We start from the raw sequence: 15,603 nt of genomic DNA on the forward strand, positions 1-15,603 counted from the left end.
CTGTATCCATACTGAATTTTTCAACTTTTTTCATTCTCCCCATCACACAGCCGAATCGAGCGTCACAATAGAGAAAAGCCCTATATATGACTTAAGCTTTGCATATACTTTTCTCGGCGCTTAACACTCTGATTTTTATACAAATCATGCTCTGACTGCCGCAACCATTGGCCGCTATCATTCACATCCATGTTAAAGCTAACGCCAAGGTGAATACTCACATCGCTATAGTGATCAATCAAATAAGCAGATTGGATCCGTGAAACCTGCAACTGTATCTTATGAGCAAGTTCAGCCTGACACACAATGACAAAACTATTGTCAGCGATTCGATAGGTATTGGTTGTCTCACTTTGAGAGTCTATATGCTCATAAACCTGTCTCAGAGACTCTGCCACACCGCAAATTACCTTATCGACCTCGTTATGACCCAGTTTGCGAGTAAGTAGGGCTAAGCCCTCTAACGAAACTAAGGTCAAACATAGCTGCTCAGAAGCTTGAACACCGAAAGGCAAGCCCTTGAGCATGGATTCATCAAATGCGAAACGATTCGGCAGCCCCGTCAGCTTGTCTGTGCGCGCATTTTTCCTAGCGACCTCTAAGATTTCGATATGACGCTCTTTTTCATCGGACAGCAAGCGGATTTTATAAGCTAACGCAAATGACAAGAGCAAGGCATCGGCGGCCCCACCGACTAGCGTTGCCAATTCGGCGTTATCAAAAAAGTCAGGCGTCAGCCCCATATTCCCCGGCAAAATCAGCACTGCAGGAAGCAGTAAACAAGAAAAAGCTAACAGGAAGTACCTTGCAGGATGGAACCCCTTCAACAGGCAGACATTGCCGCAAAGCATCGCAAGTGCTATCCATAGCATGATCAACACTGATGCAATTATCGCCGTATAGGAAACTAAGTACATACTCGTTGGTAAGGCAATGATGCATAGCCACATTAATCCTAAACTGAGGCGGTAAAGCTTTGGTGACAATTCAGGAAGTTGCAAAAAATGGATATAGAATAGAATATTAAATACTGGTAACCCAATAAAAAACAGGTGGTGTAACTCCAGACCATGAAAATCAAATAGATGAGCAGGCAGGTGAAAAGTTAGCGACCAACCAATCAAATAACACAGTACGTAACAAGCATAATACAGAAAGGCTTTATCACGGATAGAAATAAAAATGATCCCGTTATAGAGCGTAATAAAGATTAATCCGCCTATGCAGAGAATGATAAACAAGGCATAGATATCTGACTGACGCTTATGCTCTTTGTATTCTTCAACTTGAAGTTTAGGCTGAGAGGAAAAGTAACGACTATTGACTCGAGTGACCAGCCAGTAGTTCACACCTATTCTCATCTCCACACTTCTCGCATAGTCAAACAAGAATTCGTAAGGGGCGTAATAACCACTATGAAAATATTGAGTTGAACCGTCCTCTCCGATTAACCAGTAATCGACGGACTCAATAATGGAATTTTTAACATTGACCGTCCAACGCTTATCGTAGTTATTCACCTGCACTGCTGACACCATCCAATAGTCGCCACCAGAAAGCGAGACTCTGCTCAACTCCTTTTTATCTTCCATCCAAGAGATAGTCTGCAAGAAGTCTTTGGGAACTTCATCTTCAGCCTCGGCACTAAAAATGAACGTTTGTTCCATCACTGCGGCTTGGCGAGCATAACTCACATCGCAATATACAAACACCGACAGTATTAACAGCAGGCGCATTATTGTTTTTATTGGCATTAACCGCTTTACCTACCCATTTGTTCCATGCTGCTCGGCGTTCAGCCTCACACTTCACTAATAATTTGTGATAACAGTTTACATAAACAACAAATAAGCAGCAATTCAATCATAAACTGAATGCGATAATCTCGCTTAAGCTAAACGATTAAATAGGCGGTGCTGGAGGTACTTCAAAGGGGGGCATTTGTGTAGAGCAGAAATGGGGCTGAAAACTCAAACTGAGCAAAAAGAAAGCAATACATTATCAGGATAAGTGACTTAGGCAGCTAAAATGCCAACCTAAGCCACTTAATCTATCTGTAAGTTAAGTGGGAAATATTAATTAAAAAGACGCTTTAGCGCCTAAATAGAACCCCGAGTCTAAGCTCGTGTTTGACGCATTATCATACTGTAAACGAATATCGCGATATCCCACAAACAGGCCTAAAGCGGGGCTAAGGCTATACTGCACTCGGCCATCTAACTGCCAAGAACCGTCAATATCACCAAAAGATAATACCGATGGCGAATAGTATCCTGAACCATGTATAGACACATTCGAGCCTAAGTGCATCGCGTAGCGACCACCAATACCAACGAAGTTACCGTTACTACTTTTTTTCGACCACACTTGAGAAAACTTAGCACCCAATTCAAAGTGATGAATACCGGCATCATGTGCGATATGCAGTGCACCAGATAACATCTGCCCTCCCTTATCAGCATAGATATACTCAAAGGAGCCGTTAACGTCTTTATTGAGATCAAACTGTAACTCTGTCGACAACATGTCGTCATTTAGACCAAACGTAAAATCTGTCGCATAGGCATTGATAGACAAAGTGCTCAGTACAAGCGTTGCCATTAAGGTTTTAACTGTCATTTATGATTCCGATACTTATAAGCTTCCTGCAAGCATACATAAAGGGCTGACGCATTTTTATAGAAACCTAAACTTAAACTGCGCATTTAAATAAACACGGACAAGATACAAACCCAAAAACAACAATAACAACCACAACCCTACAGCCGCATCAAAATGTAACAACCGAGATGATTAAAAATTTTACCTGTGAATTCTTTATGTTAGCGATAGCTTTATCACTAGAGAAACGTTTTACTGAAAAAAAACAAATATCACGATATTCGATGTGATAATTTAGGCTTAATTATATCGAGTATTAGTCCTCGAAGTCTTGCCTGTACTCGGTTTTAAACAGATTTGCTTTATGTAAAATTTACAATGCTTGTCAGGCAGCGACTATACTAAATTATCAGCAAAATATGCTTCGGAGCACAGATGAAACAGTTAAAATTAACTTCACTCTCAATCGCTATTGCCACTGGCTTGATGTTATCAGGTTGCGGCTCAGACAGTGATTCAACGCCAAAAACAGCAATGGTTTCATTCGCTGTAGCAGACGCGCCAGTAGATGATGCCCAAGAAGTTGTTGTCGCAATCGATGCTATTGAGCTAGTTAAAGATGGCCAGGATAATCTCATACTTGATGTTTCTGGCGAGAACGACTTAGATTATATGCAAGTTGATTTAAAACAATTCCAAGGCGGCGATAGTGCACTTCTACTTGGTGATCAAGAACTAACTATTGGTGAGTACAAAGAACTTATCTTGCATGTTTTAGATGAAAGTGAAGGCCCTGATTTTAGTTATGTAACGGAGCTTTCTGGAGCTCAAATCCCAATGAAGCAACCTAGCCAAAAGTTAAAGCTAGGTGGTTTTGAGGTCACTTCAGATGGTGTACAAAGGTTCACTATTCATTTCGATCTAAGAACGGCGCTTGTTTCAAATAAAAACAACCAAAGATACAACTTAAAACCTCATGGAGTCGAAATTGTCGATAACTCTACTGTCGCTTCTCTATATGGAACAGTAGACGCCTCACTTATCACATCATGCGTTGGTGATGAAAATGAAGGAAGTTTTGTTTATCTATACCCTGGTGTGGATATGACCAATGAACAACTTACTGACAACTTTGACCCTGCAATCAACGTAAACCCACTTCCTGAAGGCGCTGTTCGCCCTGTAAATTCTACAGTTGTGGAGATGAAAGATGGCAGCAATGATTACTCTTACGCTTTTGGCTTCATTCCTGCTGGTGACTACACAGTAGCATTCAGTTGCAGCGCTGCTCTCGATAACCCAGAGTCATATCAAGGGTTAACAATTCCTAACCCTGAAACACAGCGCCATAATGTAACACTTAACAACGAAGAGGATCTTGAGCAAAACTTTCAAGAAATCGAGTAGTTAAGCACTTAGCAAGAAACAAAAGGGATGGTAAGAAATTACTATCCCTTTTTCTTTTTGGTTCACTTAAATCAATAGTACAACTACACTGCGCATAATAAAGTATAGACACAACATTTCGTTAACTTCGCAGGAGTAGTAATGACAGCTTCCATTTATGATTTTTCGGTTAACAATATTCAGGGACAATCTATTTCTCTGGCAAACTTTAAAGACAAAGTCATATTGATCGTTAATACGGCGAGTAAATGTGGCTTTACCCCTCAATATGGAGAGCTTGAGGCTCTGTACCAAAAACACCAATCTCAAGGACTTGTGGTGCTAGGCTTTCCATGTAACCAGTTTGGCGAACAAGAGAAAGGGGACAGCCAAACCATTAGCTCATTTTGTGAATTAAACTTTGGTGTGACCTTCCCACTTTTTGAAAAAATTGAGGTCAATGGTGCCAACACTGACCCGCTTTATGCATATTTAAAGCATTCCGCTAAGGGCTTGTTTGGTTCAGAAAGGATAAAGTGGAACTTTACTAAGTTTCTCGTCGATAAGCAGGGAAAAGTAACCCAACGTTTTGCGCCAACAACTAAGCCGATGGCCATTGAAGCTGAAATATTAAAGCTACTTTAGTTATTAGATTTAGCGACTTAAAAAATCCTTTAAAAAAAATCAAATATTCCTATTTATTTTTTGAACTTTACCTAAATACTCAGCTCTAACCTTTTGAGCATTGACTTTTATGTTCATCATTCTCCCTGGGGCTTCTAGCGCAGCCCCCCTTGGTCTCTATGTAGATCAATTAGGCAACCTCTTAGGTTGCCATTTTTTTTATCCGCTCTTCGCTATTCTCCATCTTTGAGCACTTTTTTATAAAATTTTTAGCAGGGGAATTGAACTAAATATAAGATCGCCAGTCTGACTATATGAACCGATTCTCTTTGAGTGAATATATTAAAGATTAACGACTTAATATATTGGCTTAATCTTAGTTTCATTGTTCATCATCATTCTCTTTGGCACTCCAACTAGGTTTGCCCTTAGAGATAAGCCGTTAGCTAGCGCAAAAACAGCTTATTTCAACTTAGTTATTGTTATGGCAACCTGTTTAGGTTGCCATTTTTTTTACTTCTTTTTTGATAAAGCTGTCAGGCACTCGACATGACGAGCTAAGACCAAAACAACCCTACAGGCAAAGCAATCAATTATAATTGTGACTAAAAATAATAGATGGGAATAGTCTCTTATTATTTAAAGACTTAGACTGAAAATATTCTATATCGAATAAAATTATTGCAGATAAATTCAAACTTCTGGGAACTAACCGAGATTTATTGACTCTGACTATATGAACCGATTCTCGTTAAGTGAATATTCAAGCCTGTAGGCGTCGATGTTGGCTTAACCTTAGTTTCATTGTTCATCATCATTCCCTTGGCACTCCGATTAGGTTTGCCCTTAGAGATAAGCCGTTAGCTAGCGCAAAAAACAGTTTATTTTCTACTTAGTTATTGTTATGGCAACCTGTTTAGGTTGCCATTTTTTTACTTCTTTTTTGATAAAGCTGTCAGGCACTCGACATGACGAGCTAAGGCCAAAACAATCCTACAGGCAAAGCAATCAATTATAATTGTGACTAAAAATAATAGATGGGAATAGTCTCTATTATTTAAAGACTTAGACTAAACATATTCTATATCGAATAAAATTATTGCAGATAAATTCAAACTTTCGGGAACTAATCGAGATTTATTGACTCTGACTATATGAACCGATTCTCTTTAAGTGAATATATTAAAGGTTAACGACTTAATATATTGGCTTAACCTTAGTTTCATTGTTCATCATCATTCCCTTGGCATTCCGATTAGGCTTGCCCTTAGAGATAAGCCGTTAGCTAGCGCAAAAACAGTTTATTTTCTACTTAGCTATTGTTGTGGCAACCTGTTTAGGTTGCCATTTTTTTTGCTTTTTATCTGGCTAAAGCTGTCAGGCACTCAACATGACGAACTAAGGCAAAAACAATCCTTACCAGCAAAGCTATCAATTAAAATAGTGACAAAAAGCAAGAGCAGCCCTTCTTTACTATTCAAGCGCTTAGACCAAATTCATTCTATATCGAATAAAATTATTGCAGATAAATTCAAACTTCCGGGAACTAATCCTGAATTACCGACTCTGACTATATGAACCGATTCTCTTTAAGTGAATATATTAAAGATTAACGACTTAATATATTGGCTTAACCTTAGTTTCATTGTTCATCATCATTCCCTTAGGCATTCCTTATAGGTTTGCCATCAAGTTAAGCCTTTAGCTAGCGCATTAAAGCTTAACTTTAGAACTGATTCTTTATGGCAACCTTTTAGGTTGCCATTTTTTTTGCTTATTTGACTCAAACTTTGCCGCGCTCACCGTCACCCGCTTAGGCTCACAACCAAACACTCCACTAAACTAGTGACTAGACATAATGACTAGGGTAGCAGGGAGGGGGAACTGTAAATAGTCTAATTATTTAGTCACTTAGGACTTATGCAGTCCCATTTTATAAAATAACTGCAGATAAATTGAAATTTGAGGGAACTAACTCGGATTTATTGACTCTGACTATATGAACCGATTCTCGTTAAGTGAATATTCAAGCCTGTAGGCGTCGATGTTGGCTTAACCTTAGTTTCATTGTTCATCATCATTCCCTTGGCACTCCGACTAGGTTTGCCCTTAGAGATAACTGTTAGCTAGCGCAAAAACAGCTTATTTTCTACTTAGCTATTGTTATGGCAACCTGTTTAGGTTGCCATTTTTTTTACTTTTATTCCCTGACTTTAATTAGCTGCTGATCCAGCATCACTGCAATGGAAGGATGATACCCTTCACGTGCAACCGCGTATATTTGCTGTACTTGAGTCTCGAATCCTGCTTTCATCAGTTCGCCATAGAGTGGCTTAACAAACTTTCCACGACCAATTTTCACCAGATAAGCACTCAATGCATCGAGTACCGCCTCATAGCGGTTACGAATAGCGACTCTAAACCAGTCACAAGCAATCTCAGCATTGTTAGTCTGAGTAAAGCCAAAAGTATTATCCAAATCTGCCAAGGCTTCATGTGACAGTTGCTCAGGCAAGTTTGTTAAAAAATACTGCCAATGGTGTACACGCCAGCCCGTTGTCATCAAACTCGAGGCTGAAGCGCCATCATCGAAAGCACGGAGTGCCATAATCACCTTATCTAAACTGCTGGATTTCGGTTCCACAAACCAGCTAGGCATGCCTTCCCCATAAATCCACTCCAGCAATTCAGCCTCGGTGATCTTGTCTGAGTGCTGTTTAAGTAATGTTTGTTTAGCGTAATCGACAAAGGTTTCAGTCGTGATCGCTTCAAACGCAAATGCTTTTACGTATTCATATAAAAACGCGTCAAAGGCTGTTCGACCGAGTCGTTTTTCCAAATCATGGACAAACATAGATGCTTTGTCGTAGGTAAAACGATTAAAAGCTTCGTTCGGATCTTGGTCTTGCATGTTTGCAGGCAGAGTTTGCGCCTCTATTTGGGTGGCCGAAATAGCCTCCTGCAAGCGGCCATTTTCAAGAACTACCTCAAGTTCAGCCAGTTCTTTACCATAAACCTCTTCAACAATACGATTAGTAAAGTAAGTGGTAAAACCTTCATTTAACCAGAGATCACGCCATGTCGCATTGCTCACCAAGTTACCAGTCCAGGAATGTGCTAGCTCATGAGCAACCGTTGACACTAAGCTTTTATCACCCGCAATAAGAGTCGGTGTCATAAAAGCTAAGCGCGGGTTTTCCATGCCACCAAATGGAAAGCTGGGCGGCAAGACTATCATGTCATAGCGCCCCCAAGGATATGGCCCCAATAACGACTCCGCGACCTCAACCATGCTTTCTGTATCTTCAAACTCTGCCACAGCGGCAGCGACGACTTCTGGTTCTGCATAAACCCCTGTTCTAGCACCAAGTTCACCAAAGGCTAAATCACCTACCGCAATGGCTAATAGGTGAGTCGGCATTGGCTTTTCCATGGTAAAGCTAAACTCACCTGTTAACGGGGCGTTGGCATCATTCATTGCACTCATTACCGCTCGCATGCCTTTAGGCGCCGTGATCACTGCATCGAACGTAATTCTCGCATTTGGGGTATCTTGTACCGGGATCCAGCTACGAGCATTAATCGGTTGAGATTGACTAAATAAAAATGGCAGTGTCTTACCACTAGTTTGTTGTGGAGTTAGCCATTGTAGTCCTTGCGCCTGTGGCGATGTGCGGTAATGAATAATCACACTGACGACATCTGCTGTTAGCTCAATATTAAGTCGCTGGCCTAATGTGTCATCTTGCTTATCTAAGGTGAATACCAGTGCTTGCTGAGAGTTAGAGTAGACCTGTTCAATGGTTAAATCGCGAGTATCTAACCATAGCTCTTTAGTCTGCTTATCAATGTAATCTAGCTGTAACTCGACCTGCCCTGCTAATTGCTTAGTATCAAAATCCACATCGAGTGATAGCGACAAGTGCTTAACTCTGACCTGTTCGGTATTGGCAAACGAGTGGTAATCATGATTATTATCCCATTGCTTTAACACGGCATATCCTTTTTGAGTAACTGGTTAATTGATTACATTTTAACGCTATTTTATGTGATGAAAAGCCTAGTTTGACTTCAATAGAGCTAAATGAAACACTTGAGGATATTGTATGCAAAACTATAAATCAGAGAAAGCCTCAATGAAAAATAAACATATCTTGCCCACATTAGCCGTACTATCAATGTTTCCAGCGAGCTCCTATGCTGAAGAAGTGATGAGCCTCGAAAGCGTTTTAAGCCAAAATCATGCTTGTAGCGACACGATTGTTATCCGCTCACAAGCCTTAACAGAAAAGCAGCTCACCTCCGCTTGTGAGTTGTTAATCAGACAAGAAGCTACTTTTCATAACCTATTTGGTACCCTCAATAAGCCTGTAGCCGATGACAATAACCACAAAATGCGCGCCAATGTTTATCATTCGAGACAGGATTATGTCGATCATGTCACTAACCATTTCGATGTCCCAAGCGATAACGGCGGCATGTATTTAGAAGGTCTACCTTGGAAAAGTGATAACCAAGCCGAGTTTGTTGCCTATGAGAAAAAGGGTCAAGTCTGGAACCTAGCGCACGAGTACGTACACTACCTCGATGGCCGCTTTAACCTCTACGGTGACTTCTGTCTCTCGTTACATGACTCGCACAGTGGCCCTGAATATTGCCCTAAGCCCGCTCCTCTTTACCCGCACACAGTTTGGTGGAGTGAGGGAGTCGCCGAGTATATTTCTCTTGGCGATGATAACCCCAAAGCACTGGCATTAATTGGTGGTGAGAAAAGCCATACACTTAGTGAAATTTTCAATACCAGTTACGAGAAAAATGGCGGGACTGACAGAGTTTATCGCTGGGGTTATTTAGCGGTGCGCTTTATGATTGAGAACCATAAAGATAAAGTTGATACCATGCTTGGCTTTACTCGCAAAGGTGACTACCCACGTTATCAAGCACTGCTAACGGGATGGGGAACATCGATGGATGCCGAATTTGATACCTGGCTTAAACAGCTTAAATCAGCATCAAAGTAGGCTTTCTTAGCTAAAAAACAACATTAAAAAAGGCCTCAATTGAGGCCTTTTATTTGCTTCTTATTCATCAATTAAGATGAATGCGACTCGTCATTAAAGACGAATACCCGCTTTAGCTAAGTCTTTTGCGATAACGCTGCGAGGTAGTGCAACATAACCGTCTTTTTCAACAATTTGCTGACCTTGCTGTGAAAGCACGTAGCGGATGAATTCACGATCCATTGGCGATAAATCTTTGTTTGGATGCTTGTTCACGTATACGTATAGGTAACGAGACAGTGGGTATTTACCCGTTGCCGCATTCTCTGCTGTTGCAGCAATGTAGTTAGTGCCTTTCTTAGAAATCGCAACCGCTTTAACACCGGCAGTCTTATAACCAATTCCTGAGTAACCAATCGCGTTAAGTGATTGCGATACGGACTGAACGACAGAAGCAGAACCTGGTTGCTCGTTTACGTTCGCTTTGAAATCACCCTTACATAGTGCTTTCTTTTTGAAGTAACCATAAGTACCTGATACTGAGTTGCGACCGTAAAGCTGGATGTCTCTTGCTGCCCAGCCGCCATCAAGACCAACTTGACCCCAACGTGTCACATCACCACCGCCGCACTTATCTGTAGAAGAGAAGATGCCGTCGATTTGCTCGATGCTCATACCTTCGATTGGGTTATCTTTGTGTACAAATACCGCTAGGGCATCAATTGCAACACGGATAGCCGTTGGCTGGTAACCATAATGTTTTTCAAACGCTTCAACTTCATTTGGCTTCATCTTACGGCTCATAGGGCCAAACTGTGAAGTACCTTCAGTCAATGCTGGTGGCGCAGTAGAAGAACCTGCCGCTTGGATCTGGATGTTTACGTTTGGATAAAGCTGTTTAAAGTCTTCAGCCCATAGCGTCATCATGTTAGCCAGAGTATCAGAGCCAACAGATGATAAGTTACCAGACACGCCGCTTGTCTTTTCATACGTTGGTAAAGACTGGTCGATTGCAGCCATTGATGCTGCAGAAAATACAGTCGCTGCAGTAAAGCTTACCGCGCCAACAAGTTGTTTCAGTTTCATTCTTTGCTCCAGTGTTTAACTATCTTGGTTTCTTAAAACGCTGTCAGTATTGACTCCATTGATGACAAGTCTATTACTACTAAGTGACACTTCGATGACAAACTAATCTAATTATAAAAAAACAGGCAAAAGCCTGTTTTTTTTATGACATTTATTTTAAAGCTAATCTAAATCAATTAACCCAGCGTCTCATTGGCATCGCTCGATTGTTCGTTAACATGCGCGGTAAACTCGATTAGATTGGCTGGAATAACGAAGCTAAAGGTACTGCCCTTCCCCAACTGGCTAGCAATATTGAGCTCGCTTTGATGGTTATGCAAAGCATGCTTGGTTATCGCAAGACCAAGGCCTGTGCCGCCGCTTTGACGTGAACGGGCGCTATCGACACGATAGAAACGTTCGGTTAAACGGCCGATATGTTGAGGCGCAATTCCCTCACCATTATCTTTAACGCTAAATAGACCGCCAATGGCAATCTTGCGCCAGCTTATTTCAACCTTGCCACCGGGCTCGGTATAACGGATAGCATTAGAAATTAGGTTAGAACACACGCTTCTTAGTTGTAACTCATTGCCATATATATTCAGGCCAGGCTCACAGTAAAAACTGATCTCATACTGCTCTTGCGCTAAGGCTAAGGCTTCATCACGCAAAATATCCATCATCTGCTTCATATTCACCTTAACCTCTAAGCTCACATCACTCGCATCCTCGATCCTCGATAAGGCAAGTAACTGCTCAACCATAGAGCGCATTCGCGTAGTTTGCTGCTGCATCTGCTCCATGGCGCGAATATTTGGCGAATCAGGCTCAGCCATTGACTGCATCATCTCTAAATAGCCTTGCAATACAGTTAGCGGTGTTTTTAGCTCATGGGATACATTAGCGACGAACTCTTTACGCATCCCCTCTAGCTGGCGAACTCGAGTAATATCTCTGGCAATCAATAACAACTGCCCCGCCCCGTAACCCATAATGCGGATCTCAAGGATATGGCCTTCAGACTGCGGAGACGCTAACTCTAAGGGCTCTTGGTACTCTTTCTTTTTAAGATAAGCGGAAAAGTCGGGGTGACGAATGAGGTTATCTATACGCTGACCGTTATCTTGCGGCCAAACAAAACCTAACAGCAACTGCGCCAGTTTGTTGCACCATAAAATATTATGCTCTGAGTCTAAAACAACTGCGGCATCGGGTAGTGCTTCGGCGCCTTGCCTGAAACGTCCGAGCAAAAAAGCCAGCTGTGACACTCGTTTACGGTTCTTACCTTGTAAACGATAAATACCATTAAACACCCCTTCCCAGCTACCACTACCATTTGGGGGAGTTAAACGGCGATCATGCCATAGCCAAAAATTTAAACGCGAAAGCTGGCGGTAATGCCAGATGAGTAGGAAAATCGATCCGAGTAATAAGATCCAAAGGACTTCACCGAATATTAATCCAATCAATAAACACGAAGCCAGATAAATTGCTAAGCGTGAAATTAACCGGTATCCAGAATAGGAATCAAACATATTTTACCAATATATCGGCCATATGGGAGAACTCGGCACAAGATAACTCAAAAGTCACCTTGCACCTATAAAAGTCTAAACTAGAGGCGGGTTGAGAAACGATAACCCGCGCCGCGAACTGTTTGGATCAGGCGATCATGCCCAGATTGAGTCACCGCCTTTCTTAAGCGTCGAATATGCACGTCCACGGTTCGATCTTCAACATACACATTGGTTCCCCAGACATTATCGAGTAGCTGCTCACGACTATAAACACGTTCTTGATGAGTCATAAAGAAATGCAACAGTCGAAACTCAGTCGGCCCCATATCAAGCACTTCTTCACCCACTGTGACTCGGTGACTAACAGGATCTAATTGCAGGCCTTGAACATCGATAGGATCTTCTAGGCAAGTCGGTGCACTACGGCGCATAACAGCTTTAATCCGCGCCACCAACTCTTTCGGAGAGAAAGGCTTAGTGATAAAGTCATCGGCCCCCACTTCTAGTCCGCGAACCTTATCTTCCTCTTCGCCACGCGCAGTCAACATGATAATTGGAATATGACGAGTGAATTCGTCTTGGCGTAAGCGCTTAGCTAACTGAATACCGCTACCACCAGGGAACATCCAATCTAATAACACAAGATCAGGGTATGGCTCGGTTAACATATCCAGTGCTGAGTCGTAATCCTCGGCAGCGACAGTGGTATAACCATGCTGTTCCAAAACAAAAGTTAACATCTCACGGATGGCTAACTCATCTTCAACTATCAAAATCCTTGCAGTCATAATCGATCTTCTATCAGTGAATTTCTACGATGGTATTATTGGTCACTTTTATGACATTAATATTAAACACCGATATATTTTGCCATATTAAGCGATATTTTTGTCATAAATATTATTTTTAGCTTATCTCAACTAGCTTAACTAGCTGACTGCTATCTTGTGTTGGCGAGTCACTTCTTCCGATGCAAATAACACGATATAACGGTTAACAAAAATATGAGACCAAAGTGCAGGGGAAAAAGAGTCGCCCCTTCAGCTCACCTATAGAGAGCTCATATGGTAGCAAAGGACATCGCTTAGCCAGTTCCAGTAAAACTTACAATTACCGTTACAGACATATAACTGAGTGATTATAAAGACTCTTAAGACATACTCACGGCCAACTTACAAACGCCTCTCTTGATTCAAAATCAAAAAAGGAGCATAAGCTCCTTTTTATCAATATGGCAAAGCCAGTTTAGAACTTATGTTCTAGACCGATACCGAAGTAGCTGTCGTCATTTTCAACTTTCTCGTATGAGCGGTTTGTATAGAAAGCAAACAATTTAGTTGGCTTACCTAGCTTATAGTCACCACCCAAAGACCAAGAATCGCCTTTATCTTCCATATCTTGATATTGAGCTTTAAGTACAATAGCTTCAATTTGATAAGCAGCACTTAATAGGTAGCCCGTCTTGCTTTCGCCGCCAACGGTTGGTGTACCATCTTTCTCATAAGTCTCTTCTTGCTGCTGGTACATCGCACCTAACTTAAGACCAGCGATTTTACCCTGTACCGTTGCACGAGCAACTTCATAACCTTTTACGTCTGAATCATAAGCAACAGATGCAAAGATTGGAGACTTTTTAAGTTTTGCATCACCATACATGGCCGCAACACTGAAACCGTCTTGTGCATATTGTGAGCTAGCGCCTTCAGCGGCATATGTCACACCCACTTTGAAACCACTAAAAGATGGAGTGATATAAGTTGCAGTTTGTTCAATACGGTTTTCACCCTTGAACAAGTTCTTCAAATCACCAGACAGGTCGTTGAACTGGTCAACTTTACCTTGTGAAACTTTCAGCATAGTGTCGTTACGACCGACAGAGAACGCACCAAAGTTACCTTTAAGGCCTACAAACTGGTTACGCGCCTTAAAATTTTCCTTGTCGCTATCACCTGTATCCACTTCATATTCAACTGTGTAAAACGCTTCTAGAGAGTTACTCAACTCGAAAGCACCTTTAACACCAAAACGAGAAGCATTTGATTGAATCGTTGTTGTAGATTCATCGTTCACGTCATTTGACTGAGCAGTCACATTAAGCTTGCCGTAAACTGTTAGTGGGTCAGCCGCGTAAGCAGAAGACATAGTTGCAGTCGCAACAGCAGAAGCCAGTAGAGTTTTACAGAAAACGTTCATCATTTAATCCTTTTGACGTTATTCGTCTTGGTTATTGGTTTGGACGAGCGTCATAATGAAGATGATTTGTTGCACTTTTATTTCAGTAAAAGGTAAACAACCGCAGTTCTATTAAATATTCGGCAACAGGTTTTCGCTAACCCAGAGCTAGCAAGGCTTTTAGAGAAAGCGTAAGAAATGTGACACTTTAATGAAATGTCACATAGCGAAGATCCAAGATGTCAATGAGGCGGTTTACCCGAACCGGACAATGGCTTACACTGCGGCTTTAATTTTGATTGAGCACTTATCTATGTGGTTTAAAAATCTAACTGTATACCGCTTTAACAAGCCTTTCTCTGTTGACCCTGATTCACTAGAAAAATCACTGGAAGACTTCACCTTCTCTCCTTGCTCAAGCCAAGACATCAGCAAATTTGGATTCTCCAAGGCAATGGGCAAGCATGGCGAAACCTTGATCCACACTGCTGGTGACAGACACCTTATCTGCGCCACTAAAGAAGAAAAGATTTTACCGTCTCAAGTGATCAAAGAAGCACTTGAAGAAAAAGTCAGCCAAATTGAAGCTGAAGAAAATCGCAAGCTTGCTAAGAAAGAAAAAGATGCGATGAAAGATGAGATCACAACGACCTTATTACCGCGTGCTTTCTCTCGTCGTAGCCAAATTCGTGCACTGATTTTACCTGAAATCCAGATGGTGCTAGTTGACAGCTCTAGCGCGGCTAAATCTGAAGAGCTAATGGCATTATTGCGTAAAGCAATTGGCACCTTGCCAATCATTCCGATGAGCTTTAAAACGCCAATTGAAACTCAGTTAACTGAGTGGCTAAAAGAAGGTAAAACCCCTGCTGCGTTTGAAATGCAAGATGAAGCCGAGCTAAAGAGTGACTCAGATGAAGGCGGTATTGTTCGCTTCAAACAGCAAGACTTGAGCGAAGATGAAGTTCTCGCGCATATCGAAGTGGGTAAACAAGTTCATAAGCTTGCACTTCACTTCGGTCAGTCAATTGCATTCTTACTGCAATCAGATGCCGCGATTAAGCGCCTAAAGTTCTCTGAAGAATTTAGAGCGGGTAATGACGATTTAGGTAATGATGACCCAATGGCAAGACTTGATGCAGACTTTGCCTTGATGAGCAGCGAGCTTATCGCACTTATCAATGCAACCGTTGAAGCCCTTGGCGGCCTAGAAGACAGCATTTAATTAGCCGTAG

The 15,603-nt window shown here is 41.6% G+C and carries 11 protein-coding genes; 4 read left to right on the top strand and 7 right to left on the bottom strand.

Going from position 1 to position 15,603, the window contains the following annotated elements:
* Positions 1 to 80 precede the first annotated feature (80 nt).
* Together Q1A86_RS04700 and Q1A86_RS04705 are read right to left on the bottom strand one after the other, a co-directional pair.
* Positions 81 to 1,754 carry a 7TM diverse intracellular signaling domain-containing protein gene (locus Q1A86_RS04700; protein WP_299803467.1) on the bottom strand — a complete coding sequence of 558 codons (1,674 nt, stop codon included), beginning with the start codon at positions 1,752 to 1,754 and terminating at the stop codon, positions 81 to 83.
* A 325-nt stretch (positions 1,755 to 2,079) separates the two neighbouring features.
* Positions 2,080 to 2,619, bottom strand: a complete 540-nt coding sequence (locus Q1A86_RS04705; protein ID WP_299803470.1) for a YfaZ family outer membrane protein — start codon at positions 2,617 to 2,619, stop codon at positions 2,080 to 2,082.
* A gap of 417 nt (positions 2,620 to 3,036) precedes the next feature.
* Between Q1A86_RS04705 and Q1A86_RS04710 the strand changes: the two genes are divergently transcribed.
* Together Q1A86_RS04710 and Q1A86_RS04715 are read left to right on the top strand one after the other, a co-directional pair.
* Complete coding sequence (locus Q1A86_RS04710; RefSeq protein ID WP_299803473.1) at positions 3,037 to 4,008, top strand: DUF4382 domain-containing protein; 972 nt, start codon at positions 3,037 to 3,039, stop codon at positions 4,006 to 4,008.
* A 141-nt stretch (positions 4,009 to 4,149) separates the two neighbouring features.
* Entirely contained in the window at positions 4,150 to 4,632 is a 483-nt protein-coding gene (locus Q1A86_RS04715; protein WP_299803476.1) for a glutathione peroxidase, read from the top strand.
* Between the two features lie 2,179 nt (positions 4,633 to 6,811).
* Here Q1A86_RS04715 and Q1A86_RS04720 read toward each other — a convergent pair.
* A complete protein-coding gene (locus Q1A86_RS04720; RefSeq protein ID WP_299803478.1) occupies positions 6,812 to 8,605 on the bottom strand; it encodes a M1 family metallopeptidase in 1,794 nt (597 codons plus the stop codon).
* A gap of 112 nt (positions 8,606 to 8,717) precedes the next feature.
* Here Q1A86_RS04720 and Q1A86_RS04725 point away from each other — a divergent pair, with 112 nt between their 5' ends.
* Positions 8,718 to 9,632, top strand: a complete 915-nt coding sequence (locus Q1A86_RS04725) for a collagenase (RefSeq protein WP_299803480.1) — start codon at positions 8,718 to 8,720, stop codon at positions 9,630 to 9,632.
* Between the two features lie 93 nt (positions 9,633 to 9,725).
* Here the strand turns inward: Q1A86_RS04725 and Q1A86_RS04730 are convergent, their stop codons facing one another.
* From Q1A86_RS04730 to Q1A86_RS04745, 4 genes are all read right to left on the bottom strand, one after another.
* Positions 9,726 to 10,697, bottom strand: coding sequence for a PstS family phosphate ABC transporter substrate-binding protein (locus Q1A86_RS04730; protein WP_299803483.1), 972 nt, complete (start codon positions 10,695 to 10,697; stop codon positions 9,726 to 9,728).
* A 176-nt stretch (positions 10,698 to 10,873) separates the two neighbouring features.
* Positions 10,874 to 12,214, bottom strand: coding sequence for a phosphate regulon sensor histidine kinase PhoR (gene phoR, locus Q1A86_RS04735; protein ID WP_299803486.1), 1,341 nt, complete (start codon positions 12,212 to 12,214; stop codon positions 10,874 to 10,876).
* A gap of 80 nt (positions 12,215 to 12,294) precedes the next feature.
* Positions 12,295 to 12,984, bottom strand: coding sequence for a phosphate regulon transcriptional regulator PhoB (gene phoB / locus Q1A86_RS04740; protein ID WP_299803489.1), 690 nt, complete (start codon positions 12,982 to 12,984; stop codon positions 12,295 to 12,297).
* Between the two features lie 457 nt (positions 12,985 to 13,441).
* Entirely contained in the window at positions 13,442 to 14,392 is a 951-nt protein-coding gene (locus Q1A86_RS04745; RefSeq protein ID WP_299803493.1) for a porin, read from the bottom strand.
* 289 nt (positions 14,393 to 14,681) lie between these two features.
* On the opposite strand from Q1A86_RS04745, the gene rdgC reads away from it, so the two are divergent.
* On the top strand, positions 14,682 to 15,593 hold the full coding sequence (rdgC, locus tag Q1A86_RS04750) for a recombination-associated protein RdgC (protein WP_299803920.1): 912 nt from the start codon (positions 14,682 to 14,684) through the stop codon (positions 15,591 to 15,593).
* Positions 15,594 to 15,603: the final 10 nt, after the last annotated feature.

It is taken from the genome of uncultured Shewanella sp. (assembly GCF_947497935.1).
GTDB lineage: Bacteria > Pseudomonadota > Gammaproteobacteria > Enterobacterales > Shewanellaceae > Shewanella.

What these genes read in the sequence shown, in the direction of transcription:
- Q1A86_RS04705 (WP_299803470.1), bottom strand. Translation starts at nt 2,619, where the DNA reads ATGACAGTTAAAACCTTAATGGCAACGCTTGTACTGAGCACTTTGTCT.
- phoB (WP_299803489.1), bottom strand. Translation starts at nt 12,984, where the DNA reads ATGACTGCAAGGATTTTGATAGTTGAAGATGAGTTAGCCATCCGTGAG.
- Q1A86_RS04745 (WP_299803493.1), bottom strand. Translation starts at nt 14,392, where the DNA reads ATGATGAACGTTTTCTGTAAAACTCTACTGGCTTCTGCTGTTGCGACT.
- rdgC (WP_299803920.1), top strand. Translation starts at nt 14,682, where the DNA reads ATGTGGTTTAAAAATCTAACTGTATACCGCTTTAACAAGCCTTTCTCT.
- Q1A86_RS04710 (WP_299803473.1), top strand. Translation starts at nt 3,037, where the DNA reads ATGAAACAGTTAAAATTAACTTCACTCTCAATCGCTATTGCCACTGGC.
- Q1A86_RS04730 (WP_299803483.1), bottom strand. Translation starts at nt 10,697, where the DNA reads ATGAAACTGAAACAACTTGTTGGCGCGGTAAGCTTTACTGCAGCGACT.
- phoR (WP_299803486.1), bottom strand. Translation starts at nt 12,214, where the DNA reads ATGTTTGATTCCTATTCTGGATACCGGTTAATTTCACGCTTAGCAATT.
- Q1A86_RS04700 (WP_299803467.1), bottom strand. Translation starts at nt 1,754, where the DNA reads ATGCCAATAAAAACAATAATGCGCCTGCTGTTAATACTGTCGGTGTTT.
- Q1A86_RS04715 (WP_299803476.1), top strand. Translation starts at nt 4,150, where the DNA reads ATGACAGCTTCCATTTATGATTTTTCGGTTAACAATATTCAGGGACAA.
- Q1A86_RS04725 (WP_299803480.1), top strand. Translation starts at nt 8,718, where the DNA reads ATGCAAAACTATAAATCAGAGAAAGCCTCAATGAAAAATAAACATATC.